Annotated in this window: 13 protein-coding genes and 1 pseudogene; 12 read left to right on the forward strand and 2 right to left on the reverse strand. The window is 55.1% G+C overall.

The annotated features are described in order from the left end of the window. Positions 1-272 precede the first annotated feature (272 nt). From H0247_RS10405 to adrA, 4 genes are all read left to right on the forward strand, one after another. Positions 273-1895, forward strand: a complete 1623-nt coding sequence (locus H0247_RS10405; protein ID WP_180742461.1) for a protease pro-enzyme activation domain-containing protein — start codon at positions 273-275, stop codon at positions 1893-1895. Between the two features lie 294 nt (positions 1896-2189). Continuing rightward, positions 2190-3614, forward strand: a complete 1425-nt coding sequence (locus tag H0247_RS10410; protein WP_180742462.1) for a glycoside hydrolase family 1 protein — start codon at positions 2190-2192, stop codon at positions 3612-3614. Between the two features lie 94 nt (positions 3615-3708). Further along, positions 3709-4545 carry a BglG family transcription antiterminator LicT gene (gene licT, locus H0247_RS10415; protein ID WP_180742463.1) on the forward strand — a complete coding sequence of 279 codons (837 nt, stop codon included), beginning with the start codon at positions 3709-3711 and terminating at the stop codon, positions 4543-4545. Positions 4546-4770: 225 nt separating this feature from the next. Further along, positions 4771-5832 (forward strand): diguanylate cyclase AdrA, encoded by a 1062-nt coding sequence (gene adrA / locus H0247_RS10420; RefSeq protein ID WP_180742464.1) that lies wholly within the window; start codon positions 4771-4773, stop codon positions 5830-5832. A 72-nt stretch (positions 5833-5904) separates the two neighbouring features. Here the strand turns inward: adrA and H0247_RS19835 are convergent. Then, a pseudogene (locus tag H0247_RS19835) lies at positions 5905-6066 on the reverse strand (putative quinol monooxygenase); the annotation flags it as partial. Next, positions 6065-6922: a MurR/RpiR family transcriptional regulator gene (locus H0247_RS10425; RefSeq protein WP_180742465.1), complete on the reverse strand. Its 858-nt coding sequence runs from the start codon at positions 6920-6922 to the stop codon at positions 6065-6067. The pseudogene H0247_RS19835 and the gene H0247_RS10425, both read right to left, overlap by 2 nt. A gap of 450 nt (positions 6923-7372) precedes the next feature. Between H0247_RS10425 and H0247_RS10430 the strand changes: the two genes are divergently transcribed. The 8 genes from H0247_RS10430 (at position 7373) to iolC (ending at position 19769) form a co-directional block, all read left to right on the forward strand. After that, positions 7373-8884 (forward strand): CoA-acylating methylmalonate-semialdehyde dehydrogenase, encoded by a 1512-nt coding sequence (locus H0247_RS10430; protein WP_180742466.1) that lies wholly within the window; start codon positions 7373-7375, stop codon positions 8882-8884. A gap of 405 nt (positions 8885-9289) precedes the next feature. Then, complete coding sequence (gene iolD / locus H0247_RS10435; protein WP_180742467.1) at positions 9290-11221, forward strand: 3D-(3,5/4)-trihydroxycyclohexane-1,2-dione acylhydrolase (decyclizing); 1932 nt, start codon at positions 9290-9292, stop codon at positions 11219-11221. A gap of 753 nt (positions 11222-11974) precedes the next feature. Next, on the forward strand, positions 11975-12961 hold the full coding sequence (gene iolG / locus H0247_RS10440) for an inositol 2-dehydrogenase (RefSeq protein WP_180742468.1): 987 nt from the start codon (positions 11975-11977) through the stop codon (positions 12959-12961). 86 nt (positions 12962-13047) lie between these two features. Then, positions 13048-13986 (forward strand): substrate-binding domain-containing protein, encoded by a 939-nt coding sequence (locus H0247_RS10445; RefSeq protein WP_180742469.1) that lies wholly within the window; start codon positions 13048-13050, stop codon positions 13984-13986. Positions 13987-14052: 66 nt separating this feature from the next. After that, complete coding sequence (locus tag H0247_RS10450) at positions 14053-15600, forward strand: sugar ABC transporter ATP-binding protein (protein WP_180742470.1); 1548 nt, start codon at positions 14053-14055, stop codon at positions 15598-15600. A 12-nt stretch (positions 15601-15612) separates the two neighbouring features. Continuing rightward, on the forward strand, positions 15613-16644 hold the full coding sequence (locus H0247_RS10455) for an ABC transporter permease (RefSeq protein WP_180742471.1): 1032 nt from the start codon (positions 15613-15615) through the stop codon (positions 16642-16644). Positions 16645-16684: 40 nt separating this feature from the next. After that, positions 16685-17818 carry a Gfo/Idh/MocA family protein gene (locus H0247_RS10460; RefSeq protein WP_180742472.1) on the forward strand — a complete coding sequence of 378 codons (1134 nt, stop codon included), beginning with the start codon at positions 16685-16687 and terminating at the stop codon, positions 17816-17818. A gap of 46 nt (positions 17819-17864) precedes the next feature. Next, the gene (iolC, locus tag H0247_RS10465) at positions 17865-19769 is read left to right on the forward strand and encodes a 5-dehydro-2-deoxygluconokinase (RefSeq protein WP_180742473.1); all 1905 of its coding nucleotides are present in this window, start codon (positions 17865-17867) and stop codon (positions 19767-19769) included. Positions 19770-19798 lie beyond the last annotated feature (29 nt).

Genomic DNA, 19798 nt, shown 5'->3' on the forward strand with positions numbered 1-19798 from the left:
ACAAAGCGAAATCTATTATCTCCTGCCGCAATGGAGAAATAAGAATAGTGCTATAGAGCCTCATTCTTGTGCTAACAGGAGAGTGTAACCTGATGAATTTGCCTATTTCCGCTGTTATCTCGCGAATGGTGGGCATTTTACGCCTCAGCAAGAGGCTGTATTTCTTTCTTCTATTAATGTTGAGCATCTGTCACAGAACGACAAACGTCAGATTTATGCGGCATTGAGTCACATTGAACCAGACGGCAAATAGCTGAGTGGGAGAGAAGACGATGACTTACCAATTATTGAAAGGGAGTGAGCGCGGAAATATCGCTGACGCGGCATATCGCGAGCGCTGTGATGTGAATGAAAGCGTCAGAGTCATGCTGGTGTTGCGTTTTACTACGCCAGATGAAGAGTATTATGCCGAACTGCACGATAGCATCGATCCGCAATTTGGCGGTATCAACGCCAACAGACCGCTGTCGCGCGCCGACTATGCCAGAAAGTTCAGCGCTGATGAGGCCGATATCGAGCATGTCCGTGCGTTTGCGCGGCATCATCGGCTCTCTATAGAACGTGAACACGCTGCCAGTCGCACTGTTTTCTTAACTGGGACGGTGGGGCAAATGGAGCAGGCGTTTCGCGTGAGCTTAGCGCGGTATGACCACAAACACGGGACATTCCGTGGGAGAGCGGGAGGCATTTACCTGCCGGAATATCTACAGGGCGTAGTGATTGCCGTATTGGGTCTTGATGAACGTCTGGCGACGAGCAGTTGCCTGCATATCAATGAGACGTTCTCCAATGCGGCAAAGCGTCCGTCGGGTTATACGCCGCTGGAGCTGGCAGAGCTCTACCATTTCCCAGAGCACGACGGTGCGGGGAAGTGTATTGGCATTATTGCGCTGGGTGGCGGATATCGCCTGCCGCAGTTAGAGCACTATTTTAAACGTATGGGCATTAATCCTCCTCAGGTTGTCGATGTTTGCGTGGGCGGTGCTCGGAATGCTCCTGCCTCGTCAGAGGGCGATAAAGCGGTGAGCCCCATTGATATCGAAGTGCAAATGGATATCGAAATCGCCGGTGCGCTAGCTCCAGCCGCCAACATTGTGGTGTATTTTGCTCCGAATACCGATGCCGGGTTTTTAGAAGCGATCAATGCTGCGGTTCATGATGAGAAAAATGCGCCGTCGGTGATTTCGATTAGTTGGGGATCCAGCGAATCACAATGGACGGCGCAATCATTACAGGTGTACAACCAGTCTTTCCAGACCGCGGCCGCGTTAGGGATTACGGTGTGCGTCGCTTCTGGCGATCGCGGTTCAAAAGATGGTGAACCCCATGGTTTGCACGTCGATTTCCCTGCATCCAGCCCCTATGTGTTAGCCTGCGGCGGCACTCACTTGCAAAAAACGAGGGAAGAAACCACCTGGCATAGCCGAGATGGCAGCGCGACGGGCGGTGGCGTCAGCCAGCACTTTACGCTGCCCAACTGGCAGTTAGGGCTGTCTCTGGTAGACAAATACGGCGGTCACCACCCTTTGCAGCACCGCGGCGTACCTGATGTCAGCGGCCATGCCGATCCTGAAACGGGCTATCTGGTTGAAGTTAACGGGCGCGAAGGCGTTGTCGGCGGAACCAGCGCTGTCGCGCCGCTGTGGGCAGGATTATTGGTGCGTATGCTGGCGTTGACCCACTCGGCATCGCTGTTTATCCCTCCCTTGCTGTACCGTAATCGTCATAGCTGTAAGGATATCGTGCGGGGCAATAATGGCGCATTTGTGGCTTCTGAAGGCTGGGATGCCTGTACAGGGCTGGGAGCGCCAGATGGAATGAAGTTACTGAGTCTGCTGAAGCGTCTCGTAAAGCTTAATGGCGCACGGGAACATGACGATGGGCACGAACAGTGAGTCCGCATTTCTGGGATAGCTGGCGCAGGGGGCAAATCCTACTCAGGCGAAGAGATTATCGGTGATATTCATCACAGATTGCCCGACCTCGGTTTGAGTCTACGACGGTTAGCGGATATAACCCGATAAGCAGGACGTGATCGGGTCAAGGCTCGAGCGAAACCTGATACGGCACATGTTATTCAGACATGTTCGTATCAGGTTTTTTTTTGCCTGAATTCAGCCCGATCGCGTGCCACTCATAATATCAGTGATGTCTTGCTGACATGATCTCGTTAAGGAAAGGAGAAAACTATGAAATACCGTCATCTTAAACGTTTCCCGGAGGGATTTTTGTGGGGCGCAGCGACATCGGCTTATCAGGTGGAAGGGGCATGGAATGAGGATGGTAAGGGGCCATCGGTGATTGATGCCAGAACCGCTTATCCTGAGGGCACCACGGACTTTAAAGTCGCCAGCGATCATTACCATCGTTACAAAGAAGATGTAGCCCTGTTTGCCGATATCGGCTTTAAAACCTACCGTTTTTCCATCGCCTGGAGCCGCATCATTCCCGATGGCAGCGGTGAGGTCAATCCAGCGGGCATTGCGTTTTATCACAATCTTATCGATGAGCTGCTGCATTACGGTATTGTGCCGATCGTTACGATGTACCATTTCGATCTGCCGCAGGCGTTACAAGCCAAAGGTGGTTGGTACAGCAGGGAAACGGTGGACGCGTTTGAACGTTTTGCCAACGTGCTGTTTGATGAATACGGCGCCAAAGTGAAGTATTGGCTGACCATCAACGAGCAAAACATGATGATTTTGCACGGTTCCGCACTGGGTACGCTGGATCCTACGTTGGAAAACCCGAAACAGAATCTCTATCAGCAAAACCACAATATGCTGGTGGCGCAGGCAAAAGCGATGAATGCGCTGCATGAAAAAGTGCCCAGTGCGAAAATTGGCCCAGCACCCAACATTGCGCTGATTTACCCAGCATCAGCGAAGCCTGAAGATGTGATGGCCGCATTTAACTATAACGCGATCCGCAACTGGTTGTATCTGGATATGGCGGTATACGGGCGTTACAACACCGCGGCCTGGCGCTATATGGAAGAGAAAGGTTATACGCCGGAGATTCTGCCTGGCGATATGGATATCCTGGCATCGGCTAAGCCCGATTTCATCGCCTTTAACTACTACACCTCGCAAACAGTGGAAGCCAGTAAAAATGACGGGCAGGATGAAACGGCGCGCGGCGGCGACCAGCACCTGAAATCAGGTGAAGAAGGCGTACATCGTGGCGCAAGCAATCCATTTTTGCAGAAAAACGCCTTTGGCTGGGAGATCGATCCGATAGGCTTTCGCAATACGCTGCGTGAGCTGCACGATCGCTATCATTTACCGCTGATCATCACGGAGAATGGGCTGGGCGCGTTTGATACGCTGGATGAAAACGGTGAGGTTCACGATGATTATCGCATCGACTATCTGCAACGTCACATTGAGCAAATCCAGCTTGCGATCACCGACGGTGTGGATGTCTTCGGTTATACGCCATGGTCGGCGTTAGATCTCATTTCCACCCATCAGGGATGCTCGAAGCGCTATGGCTTTATTTACGTTAACCGTGAAGAGTTCGATCTCAAAGATTTGCGGCGTATCCGTAAAAAAAGCGCATACTGGTATGCTGATGTCATTAAAAACAATGGGCTGGATAGCTCAGAAGTGTAAATGAGAAAAGCAGGTGCCTCGTCGATATCGTGTTGAGGCAGTAAACGGTAGGGAAGGCCAGCGAGCCTTCCTGTCAGACAGGACGGCTGATGCGATGATCATTGAAAAAATACTGAGCAATAACGCCGTGCTGGTGCTGGCAGATGACCAACGGGAGATTGTGGCGATTGGCAAAGGCGTCGGCTTTGGCAAGAAAGTGGGTGATGCTATCGATCCGCAGCGTATCGAAAGCCAGTTTGTGAAGAAAAGTAGCGGCATAGCGGATGTGCTGTCACAATTGCTGGCGGACATTCCGCCTGACTGTCTGGCGGTCACGCAGCAAATTATTACGCTGGCGCAAAAAACGCTGCGACTTGATGTGCAGGACACGCTGTTTCTGGCGCTCAGCGACCATATTAACTTTGCCATTCAACGCCATAAGAAAGGGCAGACGATCAAGAACCTGATGCTGTGGGATATTCGCCAGTTTTATCGCAGCGAATTTGCCATTGGGCTGGAAGCGTTGGAAGTGATTCGCACCAGACTGGATATCGATTTACCGGAAGATGAAGCGGGGTTTATTGCGCTGCACTTGGCGAATGCGACAAATAACAGCGACATGCAGAGCACGATGCAAAGTGCGGGTATCATTAAAGATATTTTGACCATTCTGAAATACGATCTCCACATCACGTTTGACGAACATTCTCTCAATTATCAGCGTTTGGTGACGCATCTGAAGTTCTTCGCCCTGCGCCTGTTAAACCGGGAAACTGTGAGCCACGGTGATGATTCCATCTATCAGGGGATTACCGAACTGATGCCACGGGCCTACGCCTGCGCGATGAAAGTGTACGACTATGTGGAAAAAAACTACCATTGCCAACTCACCACTGATGAAATTATGTTTCTGACCATTCACATCAACCGGTTACAATCCTCTCCCTCTTAATCACACCGATCGTGATGACGGGTACACCTGTGGTAATCATCAATGCGGAAAGACGGCCACGGGTAAGACCACCGCGAGTTAACATTTGTGTTACTCTGTTCTGCCTTTACGGTATCAGTTTGCTATGTGACAAAATAAATTAAAAAACAGCTCACTATTGCTGACAGGCTTTCAGTCATAATGTTTTTTTCTCGCTATTCGTTAGTGAACCGCATGGGGGTCGTTATGCCAGCCTCGCCGCCGGCGTTTTTGACGGTAGATGTACGTCGCTCAGGGCTACGCTTTTCCCAGCGAGTCTATATTCCACGGATTGTCGGTACGATCCTCTGCTCTCTCTTTATTTCCTCGGTGCTGATTACTCGGCCTATCCCGACGCTACTATGGGGGCTGCTCTTTCTTAATACCTTCATTTGGCCTCACATTGCCTACCTGTTGTCCCTTCGGTCACGCGATCCTATGCGGTGCGAGAAACGTAATTTACTGTTTGATGTGATGTTTGGTGGTATTTGGATAGGGTTTATGGGCGTGAATCTTCTGCCCAGCGCGGTGATTGTCGCGATGGTCGGAATGAATGGCACGGCTGGCGGCGGGATAAAGCTGTTTGTTCAGGGCCTCGTATTACAGTGTGTGGCCTGCGTGTTAGTGCTTGTGCTGTTTGCTGTGCCGGTTTCGCTGGATACGACACCGATACAGATTTATGCCTGTTTGCCAATGTTGCTGGTCTACCCCATTTTTCTCGGCTATGTCACCTATGCCACTGCACTGAAACTGGCGGAACACAAACGTATGCTGATGGAAGTCAGTATCCATGATGGGATGACCAGCCTTTATAACCGTCACCACTGGGAACGGTTGCTGAAGCACGAATATGATAGTTGTCAGCGCTATAAACATACGGCGACGTTAGTCCTGTTTGATATCGACCATTTTAAAGCCTTTAACGATAACTTTGGGCACAACGTCGGCGATCAGGCGATCTTGCTGCTGGCGCGTGAGCTGACATCCGGCTTTCGGGAAACGGATGTCATTGGGCGATTTGGCGGAGATGAGTTTGCCGTTATTTTACCGCAGACTAGCGCGGGAGAAGCGTTAGACGCCGTGAATCGCATTAGGGAGAGCTTATCGCTGAAATTCCTGAACCAAACGCCGCAGCTGGCGGTGTTTGTCAGCGTCGGTATTGCGGAGATTTCACCGGAAATGGGTCAATATATTGACTGGTTAAAGGCCGCGGATATGGCACTTTATCGGGCAAAAAACAAAGGTCGCCGCCGAACTGAAGTTGCCTGAATATGCAAAGAAACGGTGGGAGATCCCGTTGTTACTTTCAAGATAGGTTGATAGCCAGCGAGCGGCGCAGCGTTATTCGAACGCCTCCATCAGCAGGAAAGTGCACTCGGCGCGCTGGTGGCTATTGATTATGGGAACCAGCCGCTGGAAGTGTTCGGTCTGGCAGTGAATATCCAGTGCGGCTCTATCCGGCCAGGTTTCGATAAAGGTGAAATGCCCCAGATCTTTCTGATTAGCCGCGCTGCTGCTTTTCGCTCTGCTCTGCGCCGTTTCCCTGTCGGTAAGCCAGCGATACCATCAGCGATTGCACCAGACACAGCGTGGCGGACTGTGAACGGAACGCATCAACCTGCGCTTCCTTTACCACAAAACAGACGTCGCTGAGTGTCGCCAGAGGACTGATCTGGCTGTCGGTAATCACGATTTGCCGCGCGCCGGCCTTCGCGGCCATCTCACTGACCATCACGGTTTCCTGTGAGTAGGGCGAGAAACTGATGGAAACCACCACATCGCGTGAACTGACTCGGCTGAGCTGTTCGCGAAACATGCCTCCCAACCCGTTGACTAGGATCGGGCTGCTTTCCAGATGGCTAAGCGCGTAGGTGAGGTAAGTGGCGACGCTGAACGAGCGCCGCAGCCCGACGATATAGATCGTTTCCGCCTGAGCCAGCAGATCGACGGCTTTTTGCAGATCCTCTTGCGGGGTACGTGCCGCGAGCTGCTGCATCGCCTGCGCGTTTGAGCGGGCAAATTCATGCAGAATATCCAACGGCGTTTCTGGCACGGCATCCGCCTCCATCGCCCGAAATAACCGCGCTCGGTCGGTATAGCTGGCCGTTTCTTCTACCAGATTCATACGGAACAGCTGTTTCATTTCGTTGAAGCCGCTGAAATCAAAGGCGTTGGCGAAGCGAATCAGCGTTGAGGGGGGAACGTCAGCGCGTTCGGCGATCACAGCGACGGTATCGAAAGCGATGCTGTTGGTATTATCCAGCACATAGTGCGCCACCTGCTGTAGCCGCTTGCTGAGTGAATCATAGCGTTCGCGGATCTGTTCCTGTAATTCTCTCAGACTGGTTGCCATGGGCATATCGGGTTATCTCCCAAAGACGTATAAGAACCTATCCCATTAGCGCGATTTCCTAACTGGCGCCTGAAACGGAACAGAAAATTCATTTCTGGATACGGCTGTTTTATCTGTACGACATTTCCGGCGGCACACCTGTTATCGATACGGCGATTTTCAGAGGATGCTCGCCTAATACTGGTCACGTAAGTCCGTTATTAGGGGAAACACAGGGGGAGGTTCCCGCAGGGAGGCCTCACCCCTGTGGTCGCCCCGTGTATCTCGATGCTTAAACGATCGACGTTAGGCTGCTCGCCTGTCTTTATGGACAGCTGTCTTCAAGTTTACCTAAAAATTCGCAGCGGATCACAATAATCAACATTTATTTTATTTTTACATTAAATGGAATATTCATTTCATATACTGTAATCCGATATCAGCCGTTTGTCTCCTCAAACCCACAAAGGTGTAAACATGGAAACCGTATCTAACTTCATTCAGGGGGCGATTGCCTCCAGCAACAGCCAACGCTACGCCGCGGTGTATAACCCCGCGACGGGCGAGCAGATTCGCCAGGTTGTGATGTCTGATAAGGCGGAAGTCGAACAGGCTATTGCCAGCGCGGCGGTGGCATTCCCTGCGTGGTCAAAGCACTCTCCGCTGCGTCGCGCGCGCGTGCTGTTTCGCTTCAAAGCGCTGCTGGAAGAACGAATGGATACGCTGGCCCGGCTGATTTCACAGGAGCACGGCAAGGTGTATTCCGATGCCGTGGGAGAGGTGACGCGCGGTCTGGAAGTCGTTGAATTTGCCTGTGGCATTCCGCATCTGCAAAAAGGCGAGCACTCGGCGAATGTCGGCACTGGGGTGGATAGCCATTCACTCATGCAACCGCTCGGCGTATGTGTTGGGATTACGCCGTTCAACTTCCCGGCGATGGTGCCCATGTGGATGTTCCCGATTGCGCTGGCGACCGGCAATACCTTTGTGCTGAAACCCTCGGAAAAAGATCCATCGCTCTCGCTGCTGTTGGCGCAACTGCTGAAAGAAGCGGGCCTGCCGGACGGTGTATTTAACGTCGTTCAGGGTGACAAAGAAGCGGTGGATGTGCTGTTGACCGATCCACGCGTGCAGGCGGTGAGCTTTGTGGGATCGACGCCAGTAGCGGAATACATTTATCAGACGGCATCGGCGCACGGCAAACGCTGTCAGGCGCTGGGCGGGGCGAAAAACCACTGTATTCTGATGCCGGATGCTGACATGGACATGGCGGCCAGCGCGATTATGGGCGCGGCGTTTGGCGCCGCGGGCGAGCGCTGTATGGCGCTGTCTGTGGTGGTGGCTGTTGGCGATGACACGGCGGAAGCGCTGCACCAACGCCTGAATGCGCAGATCAACGCGATGCGCGTCGGGCCTGGTCTGGTGGACGGGCAGGAAAATGAGATGGGGCCGGTGATCAGCGCAGCGCACCGGGCGAAGATTGCCGACTATATTCAAAGCGGCGTCGATCAGGGCGCGACGCTGCGTATCGATGGCCGCACGCTGTCTATTCAAGGCCACCAGCAGGGCTACTTTATCGGGCCGACGCTGTTCGACAACGTCACGCCGGAGATGAAGATCTATCAGGAAGAGATTTTTGGCCCGGTGCTGTCTGTGGTACGTGTGCCGGATTACCAAACGGCTGTCACGCTGATCAACAATCATGAATATGGCAACGGCACCGCTATTTTTACCCGTGACGGCGAGACTGCACGCCAGTTCTGCGAAGAGGTGCAGGCTGGAATGGTCGGCGTGAACGTACCGATTCCGGTACCGATGGCGTTCCACAGCTTCGGTGGCTGGAAGCGTTCCATTTTTGGGCCGCTGAATGTCCACGGCAACGACGGCGTACGCTTCTACACCCGTATGAAAACCGTCACCAGCCGCTGGCCTGCCAGCGTCCGTCTGGAACACCACGCCAGCAGCTTCGTCATGCCCACGCTAGAGTGAGGATGTTATGAAAGAACTAAAACTCCGGCTGGTTCATTACGATAAATAGCAGTGCAGATTTTTATTGTTTTTTCTTTCACGTAAAAAATTGCGCTGAGGTGACGTGACCGTCGGGTGAGCGACAAGGATGTCGCGAAAGCCAGTGCCGCGTCGGGAGCGCGTCACTGGTGGCCCGGCTACGGGCACGGATGCCGAAGGTATCGCGTAGCGACGCAATTTCCCGTGGAAAAGCCTGGGGTCATGGGGCAGCGGCGATTGAGCTGCCCCGTGTCGGGCGTGTGCAGCAGTGTGGAAAAGAAGTAATTTGCGCAACACGCACGAAACTTTATGCCGACTGACATAGAAATCGTTTCTATGGCCAGCACGGTGGCTAGCCGTCTGGATAAAACAGGTAGGAGTAGATCAATGGATACGTGTCGCATCACCATGGCGCAGGCGCTGGTCAGGTTTCTCAACCAGCAATACATCAGCGTAGACGGTGAAGAATCTCCCTTTGTGCAGGGCGTCATGACTATTTTTGGTCACGGCAATGTGCTGGGCATCGGTCAGGCGCTGGAGCAGGAGGCAAACCGTCTCAGCGTGCATCAGGGGTGCAACGAACAGGGAATGGCGCACATCGCCGTCGGGTTTGCTAAGCAACACAAACGGCGGAAAATCTATGCGGTGACCTCATCGGTGGGGCCGGGGGCGGCAAATATGGTAACTGCCGCAGCCACCGCCACCGCCAACCGCATTCCGGTGCTGCTATTGCCTGGCGATCTCTTCGCTTGCCGCCAGCCGGATCCGGTGTTGCAGCAGGTCGAGCAGTATCACGATCTGTCGATCAGCACCAATGACTGCTTTAAACCGGTGTCTCGCTACTGGGATCGCATTAATCGCCCTGAACAACTGATGAGCGCGCTGATTAACGCCATGCGCGTGCTGACCGATCCGGCCGATACCGGTGCGGTGACGCTATGTTTACCGCAGGATGTGCAGGCGGAAGTCTGGGATTATCCGGCCTCGTTTTTCCGCAAGCGCGTCCATCACCTCGAACGCCGCCCACCGGATGCGGCACGGCTGGATGAGGCGGCAACGCTGATTGCCAGCAAGCGCCGCCCGATGCTGATTTGCGGCGGTGGCGTTCGTTATTCCGGCGCGCATGATGCCTTGGCACAGTTTGCCGAACAGTTTGCGATTCCGTTTGGCGAAACGCAGGCGGGCAAAGGTGCTATTGTCTCTTCACATCCGCTGAACTGTGGCGGCATCGGCGTAACGGGCGGGCTGGCGGCGAATCGGCTGGCGCAAGAGGCGGATCTGGTGATCGGCGTCGGGACACGTTTAACCGATTTTACCACGGGTTCCAAGTCGCTATTTCAGAACCCGAACGTCGAATTTTTACTGCTCAACGTGGCCGAATTTGATGCGCTAAAACTGGATGCGCTGCCCCTGATCGCCGACGCGCGCGCCGGTCTGGCGGCGCTGGCCGAACGGCTGGCGACGGCGTCGTATCGCAGCGGCTGGCAGCAGGCCGTCGAACAGGCGCGTGCGGAATGGGAACGCGAGCTACAGCGGCTATTTACCGTGCAGGACAAGGGCGAGCTGGTGCCGGAAGTGGTGGACGGTCTGGAAGACAAGCTGGATGAATACCGCCAGACGCTGAATACCCACCTGACGCAAACGCGCGTGCTGGGCATACTGAATGAAGAGTTGGAAGACAACGCGGTTGTGGTGGGCGCGGCAGGCTCGTTGCCGGGCGATTTACAGCGCGTGTGGCAGGTGAAAACACCGGACAGCTACCATCTGGAATATGGCTACTCCTGCATGGGATACGAGATTGCGGCGGCGATTGGCGCACGCCTTGCGGCACCGCAACAGCCCGTCTACGCGATGGTCGGCGACGGTTCCTATCTGATGCTCCACACCGAACTGCAAACGGCGGTACAGGAAGGCATCAAAATCACCGTGCTGCTGTTCGACAACGCGGGCTTTGGCTGCATCAACAACCTGCAAATGAGTCAAGGCATGGGGAGTTTTTGTACGGAAAACCGTTACCGCGATGCGGAGTCGGGACAACTGCGGGGGACGCTCATTCCGGTCGATTTTGCCAAGAACGCGGAAAGCTACGGCTGTAAAGCATGGCGAGTGCATGATGAAGCCTCGCTTAAGCAGGCACTGGCGGAATCACGTCAGCATCTGGGGCCCGTGCTGCTCGACATCAAGGTGCTGCCGAAGACTATGACGCACGGCTATGAATCCTGGTGGCGCACCGGCACGGCGCAGGTTGCGGATAATCCAGAGATTGAGGCTGCCGCTAATAACGTGAAAACTGCGCTCTCCCGCGCCCGCCAGTATTAAATGATTTCCTTTTCACACTGTCTCTTCTCTACAAATAACGCAGGGGTGCAAGTGAGGTTGGGCGTAATCCGGCGTAAGAAATTATGCTGAGGAGATAGCAGGCTTAGGATGAGCCGCATGGACGCGGCGAAAGCTTGCGCCACGCCGGGAGCGTGTCGCAAGCGGTCCGTTAAGCCTGATACCGACGAAGGCATCGCGTAGCGACATAATTTAGCCGGAAGCCAGGGTTCGCAGGGCGGCGGCGACTGAGCGCCCTGCGTCGGGCGCGTGCTACTAAGTAGCATGAGAATAGCGATATTTTTGCGCACGAAACATCACTGAGTCTGCATATAATGTGAGAAGAGAGTCTGTGCAGATGAAGTTTGCGATCTTTCGTGCTTCCTAATATTTCCCCTATATTCCCGAATTAAATTGAAATATTCATTTCATTTTCAAACCACGGTTTCATTTTTTCTCCCGCGGTGCGCCAGCACCTGACCGATTCTCTGATAGTCATGTATATCCCCACAAACGTTCTCCCACGATATGTGATTGGGGTTGCAGAAAAGGGCGAAGATGTCATGAAAATGTTAACTGACACGCAAAAACATAATTTTCAATTTATACAAAACTGAAATAAATGTTTTATTTTACCTATCAGGATTCGCGGTAAAGATCGGGTGATGATGGGGCTGGGGGAAGAATACGACTAGCCGTTATCCGTCACTTTTTCAGTCTGGCATTACACGCCACTCAGGCAGCAAGGGAGCATCTATGTTTAACATCGCTTTACTGGGCGCAGGCCGCATCGGTCAGGTCCATGCAGTGAACATCGCGGCACACAAAGAAACCAACCTGTACGCGGTGGTCGATCCCAACCCAACCAATGCTACGGCGCTGGCTGAACGCTACCACACCAAAGTGCAAACTGTGAATGAGGTCATGAACGATCCGGCGGTACATGCCGTTCTGATTGCCTCTGCGACTGACACGCACGCCGACCTGATTGAGCTGGCCGCCAAACATGGCAAAGCCATTTTCTGTGAAAAACCGGTGCATCTGGATATTGCCCGCGTTCGCGATTGCCTGACTGTCGTCAAACAGCAGAACGTGCCGTTGTTTGTCGGTTTCAACCGCCGCTATGACCCGCAATTCCGCCGCGTCAAAACGCTGGCTGGCGAGGGGCGCATCGGCAAGGCGGAATCTCTCCTGATTATCTCCCGCGATCCGTCGCCGCCGCCTGCTGAGTATGTTCGTGTTTCCGGCGGCATGTTCCGCGACATGACGATTCATGATTTCGATATGGCGCGTTTCATTATGGGCGAAGAGCCGGTGTCGGTCTTTGCGCAAGGCAGCAATCTGGTCGATCCGGCCATTGGTGAGGCGGGCGACATTGATACCGCGTTTATCGTGCTGAAATTTGCCTCTGGCGCGATGGCAACTATCGTCAACAGTCGCCGCTCCGGCTACGGCTACGATCAGCGCCTCGAACTGCATGGTGCGAAAGGTGTGCTCAGCGCGGGCAATATCCGCGAGAACGTGGTTGAGCAGTGGACCGACGACGGCTGCCTTGCAGCAAAACCCGAATATTTCTTCCTGCAACGCTATCACGCGGCCTACGCGGCAGAGTGGCAGCACTTTGTCGATGTGCTGAATGGTCGCACCCAGCCGGAGTGCTCCGGTCTGGACGGTGAGCGTGCGTTGAATCTGGCGGATAAAGCCTTTGAATCCCTGGCTCAAGGCAAGGAGGTCGCCGTGTAACCGTATCGGCATCGGCACATCGTGTTTTACCTGCTTTCAACCCTACACCCATACCTATAACAGAAGCAGATGAAGAGAAAAGACATATGAAAAAGATCATCAGCGTTTCCGCAATCGCCATCGCACTGGGTCTGTCTGGTCTTGCTCAGGCCCAAAATGAACAAATCGTTTTCAGTACGCCGAATCTCGCCATGCCGTTTGAAGTTCACATGCAGCGCACCGCAGTTAAAGCCGCCAAAGAGTTGGGGGTGAATTTGCAGGTGCTGGATGGACAGGGTAGCTCACCGAAGCAGACCGCCGATTTAGAAAATGCCATTACTCGCGGCGCGCAGGGCTTTGTGGTGTCACCGAATGACGTCAACGCCGTTTCCAGCGCCGTGACCGAAATTCAGGATGCCAAACTGCCTGTGGTGACGCTGGATCGTTCGGTGAAAACAGAAAAAGCGGTGCCGCACTTTGGGGCCAACAACTACAAAGGCGGTCAGGCGATTGCCGACTATGTCAAAACCAAATTCCCAGATGGTGCAGAGATCATTCTGCTGACCGGTCAACCGGGTTCGTCTTCTAACATCGAGCGTACGCAGGGGATTCGCGACAGCCTGAAAGCGGGCGGCAGCAAGTACCACATTGTGGCTGACCAGACGGGGAACTGGATGCGTTCCGAAGGGATGCGCATCGTTGAAAGTGTGTTTCCTTCGCTGCCTAAACGCCCGCAGGTGATCCTCTCTGCGAATGACGACATGGCGCTGGGCGCGATTGAAGCCTTGCAGGGGCAGGGTCTGAAACCCGGCGACGTGATGGTAACCGGCTTTGACGCTGTGCCGGAAGCGCTGGCTCGCGTACGCGACGGCTGGCTGGCCGTGACTGCCGATCAGCGTCCGGGCTATGCGGTAACGACTGCATTGACGCAGTTGACCAATAACATCCGCAGTAAAGCGCCTATCACTGGGGCCGACTACCAACCGACCATGATTACCAAAGATAACCTGAACGATGCCGAACGCATTGGCGAAGCGGGTAAATAAGTCGCGCTCTACATCACAGGTATTCAGCAGGCCGCGTCCGCGCGGCCTTGCGGGAGGAAGGTAAACATGACGGAACCCCTACTGAACATTACCAATCTGGCAAAGAGCTTCTCCGGCGTTTGGGCGCTGAGCAACGCACAGCTGACCGTACAGCCGGGAGAGATTCATGCGCTATTGGGAGAAAACGGCGCGGGTAAATCGACGCTATTAAAAGCGCTGGCTGGGGCGCAGCCGCAAACCAGCGGCGACATCTGGTTTGGCGGCGAGAAGCTGTTACCGCTCGAATCGCCGGTTGAGCGCCAAAAGCGGGGGATTATCACCATTTATCAGGAGTTTAATCTGCTGCCCAATATGAGCGTAGCGGAGAACATGTTCCTGGGGCGCGAGCCGCAGCGCAGCGGCGTGTTCGTGGATGCGCTGGCGGTCAATCGTGAGGCGAAAGCGGTACTGGATTACCTGAAACTGAACATGGCGCCGACGACGCAGGTGGCGCGTTTGAGCGTGGCGCAGCAGCAAATGGTGGAGATCGCCAGGGCGCTGACGCTGAACGCCAAGCTGATTGTGATGGATGAACCGTCGGCGGCGCTGAGCGACAGCGAAGTCGACAGCCTGCACCGTGTGGTGCGTGAGCTTAAAGGGCGTGGTGTGAGCGTGGTGTACGTCACGCACCGGCTGCACGAAGTCTTCCAATTGTGCGATCGGTTTACCGTGTTTCAGGACGGCCGCTACACCGGTTCCGGCGATGTCGCCAGCACAAACGTGCAGGAAATTATTCGCCTGATGGTCGGTCGTGACGTGGTGTTTAACCGACGTCCGCCTTCAGAAACGCATCATCAGGATAAGCCGGTACGTCTGGCGGTGAAGGGCTTAAGTCGGGAAAAACCGCCGTTAGATGCGCACGGCATCGAACTAAAAGACATCAGCTTTCAGGTGCATGCGGGTGAAGTGCTTGGCATTGCTGGGCTGGTGGGGGCGGGACGGACGGAAATCGCACGTTGCCTGTTTGGCGCCGACGCTTTCTCTACGGGGGAATTTGTATTGGATGACGCCCCTTACCATCCGTCTACGCCGCTGCATGCGCTGTCGCAAGGTATCGCACTGGTGCCGGAAGATCGCAAGAAAGAGGGCGCGGTGCTGGGGTTATCGATCCGGGAAAACATTTCGCTCTCCAACCTCTCGTCGCTCATGCGTTGGCGTTGGTTTGTGAACACCCGCAAGGAAGACGATTTGATTGAAGCCTACCGTCAGGCGCTGCACATCAAGATGGTGAACAGCGAGCAGGAGGTACGCAAGCTGTCGGGCGGCAACCAGCAAAAGGTGATTCTTGCTCGTTGTATGGCGCTGAACCCCAAGGTATTGATTGTGGATGAGCCCACGCGCGGCATCGATGTTGGCACCAAGTCCGAAGTGCATCAGGTGCTGTTCGATATGGCGAAACGGGGCGTCGCCGTGATTGTGATTTCCTCCGACCTGCCGGAAATCATGGCAATTTCCGACCGTATTATCACGCTCAGCGAAGGGCGGATTAGCGGGGAAATTCATGGCGATGACGCCACAGAAGAAAAACTGATGACGATGATGGCCATTTGCCACGACGCATTACACGCAGCATAACGGAGGTGACGCATGTCCCAGCAGCCGCTTTCTAAGAGCATTACGCCGTCCACGACGCGTGGACGTTTTGACCCGATTGCCTTTTTTGAACGCTTTGGCGTGTTTATTTTCATGATTTTGCTGCTGATTTTCTTTCAGTCGCAGAACAGCAACTTTCTATCTGAACGCAACATCACCAACATTCTGACCGAAGTCTCCATCTACGGCATCATGGCCGTAGGGATGACGTTCGTCATTCTGACTGCCGGGATCGACCTGTCCGTCGGCTCCATTCTGGCAGTGTGTGCCATTACCGCCGCGTCGGTGATTAAAGGCGACAACTTCACTACCGTCGATCCTGATGCCTGGTACGGCCTGAGTTGGCTGGTTGCGTTGGGCGTCTGTCTGGCAATGGGCACCTTCATCGGTTTCCTGCATGGTTTGGGGGTCACCAAGCTGCGTCTGCCGCCGTTCATCGTCACGCTGGGCGGGATGACGATCTGGCGCGGGTTAACGCTGGTGATGAACGACGGCGCGCCGATTGCCGGCTTTGACCCCGGTTACCGCTGGTGGGGGCGAGGCGAGATTCTGGGTATTTCGGTGCCGATCTGGATCTTCGCGCTGGTCGCCTTGCTGGGCTATCTGGCGCTGCATAAAACCCGCTGGGGCCGTTTCGTGTACGCCATCGGCGGCAATACCGAAGCCGCTCGTCTGGCTGGGGTGAATGTGCAACGCGTACTGGTCAGCGTCTACGTCGTGATTGGCTGTCTGGCCGGGCTGGCGGGCTTTATTCTCAGCGCCCGTCTCGGTAGCGCAGAAGCGGTTGCGGGGATCACCTTCGAGCTGCGCGTTATCGCCTCGGTGGTCATTGGCGGGACCTCGCTGATGGGCGGCTACGGCCGGATTAGCGGCACGATCATCGGCTCGATCATCATGGGGATCCTGATTAACGGACTGGTGTTGATGAACGTATCGGCTTACTACCAGCAGATTATCACTGGGTTAATTATCGTGCTGGCCGTGGCGTTCGACACCTACGCCAAGAGCCGTCGCGGCGCTATCTGAGCCGCACTCGTACCGACTCTTTTTTCGCACCGAGGTGGATATGAAAGATGTACGCATTGGGTTAATCGGCACCGGCTATATCGGTCGTGCGCATGCCATCGCTTACGCGCAGGCGCCGACGGTCTTCCCGCTGAAAGGCAATCTGGTGAAGGCGATGCTGGCGGAGGTATCGCCGGAACTGGCGGCCAAACGGGCGCAGGAATTCGGTTTTCAGCGCTCAACGGGAGATTGGCGTGCGCTGGTGGCGGACCCAGACATTGATGTGGTGGACATCTGTGCGCCGAATTTTCTGCATAAGACGATGGCGATGGCAGCCATCCAGCATGGTAAGCACGTTTATTCGGAAAAACCGCTGGCGCTGAACGCGCGTGATGCCCGAGAAATGGTTGATGCCGCACAGCGGGCGGGCGTGAAAACGCTGGTGGGCTTCAACTACATGAAGAATCCGACCTCACAGTTGGCCAAAGAAATTATCGCCAGCGGCGAGATTGGCGAGGTGGTGCATTTTTACGGTACGCACAACGAGGATTATCTGGCCGATCCGAACAAACCCGCGGATTGGCACTGTTTCAAAGAAACCGCCGGATTGGGGGCGCTGGGGGATCTGGCGGCGCATATCGTCAACATGGCGCAGTATCTGGTGGGGGACATCGCCAGCGTCTGCGGCGATCTGCAAACGGTGATTGCGCAGCGCCCGACGGCATCGGGCAGCAGCGAATTAGTACAGGTGGAGAATGAAGATCAGGCGCATGCGATGGTGCGTTTCGCCAGCGGCGCTCGCGGCGTGATTGAAACCTCGCGTATCGCCTGCGGCCGCAAAATGGGACTCACCTACGTGGTGACCGGTACCAAAGGCACCCTGAGCTACACCCAAGAACGCATGGCGGAGCTGAAACTCTACCGACATGACGAACCGGAGAACCGGCAGGGATTCAAAACGCTGCTGACTGGGCCGCAGCATCCTGACTATGCGGCTTTTTGCGCCAGCGCCGGACACGGTATTGGATTTAACGATCAAAAAACGGTTGAGGTACGCGATCTGATCGACGGTATTGCGGCTGACGTTCCCATGTGGCCGGATTTCGAAGAAGGCTGGAAAGTCTCGCGAGTTCTGGATGCGATCGTGCTGTCACACGAAACGGCACGCTGGGTGAATGTGGACGACGTGGGCTAATACGCCAGCTGATGTGATTTCTTCTTTTTTTACAGGATTGGCTGCTATGAGTAAGGAAAAGAGGTTTGATGTGATTTGCATGGGGCGCGTTGCTGTCGATCTGTACGGGCAGCAAATCGGCGCGCGTCTGGAAGATATGGGCAGCTTTGCCAAGTATCTGGGCGGGTCGTCCGGCAACGTAGCTTACGGCACGGCGCGACAGGGGCTACGTTCTTCTATGCTGGCGCGGGTGGGCGATGAGCATATGGGGCGGTTTCTGCGTGAAGAGCTGAATCAGGTTGGCTGCGACACCAGCCATTTGATTACCGATAAGGAACGTCTGACGGCGCTGGTGCTGTTGGGCATCAAAGATCGCGATACCTTTCCGCTGATTTTCTACCGCGATAACTGCGCCGATATGGCGATTTCGCCGGAGGATTTCACCGAAGACTACATTGCCTCGTCACGCTGTCTGGCGATCACCGGCACACATCTCTCGCACCCTAATACGCGTGAAGCGGTGTTGACGGCGCTGCAATACGCGCGGCGCAACGGGGTGAAAACGGTGCTGGATATTGACTACCGTCCGGTGCTGTGGGGGCTGACATCATTGGGTGATGGCGAAACCCGCTTTGTTGAAGCGCAGGCGGTCACCGAGCAGTTGCAGCAGGTACTGTCACTGTTCGACGTGATTGTCGGCACCGAAGAGGAGTTCCACATTGCGGGCGGCAGCACGGATACCTTGCAGGCGTTGCGCACGGTGCGGCAGCACACGCAGGCGGAGCTGGTGTGCAAACGTGGGGCGCTGGGCTGCTCGGTGTTTAGCCACGCTATCCCCGATCATCTGGATAAAGGCATCACGATCAAAGGCGTACGCGTGGATGTGCTGAATGTACTGGGCGCGGGTGATGCGTTTATGTCCGGCCTGCTGCGCGGCTACCTCAACGGCGAAGGCTGGGAGAAAGCCTGTGCGTATGCTAATGCCTGCGGCGCGCTGGTGGTGTCGCGCCACGGCTGTGCGCCAGCTATGCCAAGCAAGATCGAACTGGATAACTATTTAGCGCGGGCGGCGAGCGTGCCTCGTCCCGATTTGGACGAAGAACTTAACCATCTGCACCGCGTCACGACGCGTCGTAAACAGTGGCACGAGCTGTGCGTGATCGCGTTCGATCATCGCAGCCAACTGGAAGACATGGCGCTGAACTGCGGCACTAAAATCAGTCGTATTCCGGCGCTAAAGAAACTGATTCTGCGTGCCAGCTATGCTGCGGCGCAGCAGGCCGGGCTGGAGGGCAAAGCGGGTCTGCTGTGCGACGGCACGTTCGGGCAGGATGCGCTGAACGACATCACAGGAAAGGGCTGGTGGATTGGCCGACCGATTGAGCTACCGGGATCGCGCCCGTTAATGATGGAGCGCGGCAATATTGGTTCGCAACTGGTGAGTTGGCCGCTGGAGCACGTGGTGAAATGTCTGGTGTTCTTTCACCCGGAAGATGCCCATGCGCTGCGGCGCGAGCAGGAAATGAAGGTGATGGAAGTCTATCAGGCCTGCCGCCAGTCCGGTCATGAACTGCTGCTCGAAGTCATTCTGCCGGCGGGAATGCCACACAGCGATGCGCTTTATCTGCGTGCGATTCAACGCTTCTACAACCTCGGCGTACGGCCAGACTGGTGGAAACTGCCGCCGCTGTCTGCCGCCGGCTGGGAACAGCTTACGCCGCTGCTGGCAGAACGCGATCCCTACTGTCGGGGCGTGGTCATTCTGGGGCTGGATGCGCCGCTGGAAACGCTGCAACAGGGCTTCAGCGCCGCCGTCGGTTTCCCGATTGTGAAAGGCTTTGCCGTCGGTCGCACTCTGTTTGCCCAGCCAGCGCAAAAGTGGCTGCGTAACGAGATCGATGACGCCGAATTGATTGAGCAAGTTAAGCATAACTACCTGCAACTGATCGCCGTCTGGCGGCAGCGCGGTTAACCCGTTTTATTTATTTCAATAAAGGGACA

The sequence above is a fragment of the Pectobacterium sp. CFBP8739 genome (assembly GCF_013449375.1).
In the GTDB taxonomy this organism is placed as follows: domain Bacteria; phylum Pseudomonadota; class Gammaproteobacteria; order Enterobacterales; family Enterobacteriaceae; genus Pectobacterium.

Bases quoted from the DNA above. Each gene is read 5' to 3' on its own strand.
- H0247_RS10460 (WP_180742472.1), top strand. From the start codon at position 16,685: ATGAAAGATGTACGCATTGGGTTAATCGGCACCGGCTATATCGGTCGT.
- H0247_RS10445 (WP_180742469.1), top strand. From the start codon at position 13,048: ATGAAAAAGATCATCAGCGTTTCCGCAATCGCCATCGCACTGGGTCTG.
- H0247_RS10425 (WP_180742465.1), bottom strand. From the start codon at position 6,922: ATGCCCATGGCAACCAGTCTGAGAGAATTACAGGAACAGATCCGCGAA.
- iolC (WP_180742473.1), top strand. From the start codon at position 17,865: ATGAGTAAGGAAAAGAGGTTTGATGTGATTTGCATGGGGCGCGTTGCT.
- H0247_RS10410 (WP_180742462.1), top strand. From the start codon at position 2,190: ATGAAATACCGTCATCTTAAACGTTTCCCGGAGGGATTTTTGTGGGGC.
- adrA (WP_180742464.1), top strand. From the start codon at position 4,771: ATGCCAGCCTCGCCGCCGGCGTTTTTGACGGTAGATGTACGTCGCTCA.
- licT (WP_180742463.1), top strand. From the start codon at position 3,709: ATGATCATTGAAAAAATACTGAGCAATAACGCCGTGCTGGTGCTGGCA.
- H0247_RS10450 (WP_180742470.1), top strand. From the start codon at position 14,053: ATGACGGAACCCCTACTGAACATTACCAATCTGGCAAAGAGCTTCTCC.
- H0247_RS10430 (WP_180742466.1), top strand. From the start codon at position 7,373: ATGGAAACCGTATCTAACTTCATTCAGGGGGCGATTGCCTCCAGCAAC.
- iolG (WP_180742468.1), top strand. From the start codon at position 11,975: ATGTTTAACATCGCTTTACTGGGCGCAGGCCGCATCGGTCAGGTCCAT.
- iolD (WP_180742467.1), top strand. From the start codon at position 9,290: ATGGATACGTGTCGCATCACCATGGCGCAGGCGCTGGTCAGGTTTCTC.
- H0247_RS10455 (WP_180742471.1), top strand. From the start codon at position 15,613: ATGTCCCAGCAGCCGCTTTCTAAGAGCATTACGCCGTCCACGACGCGT.
- H0247_RS10405 (WP_180742461.1), top strand. From the start codon at position 273: ATGACTTACCAATTATTGAAAGGGAGTGAGCGCGGAAATATCGCTGAC.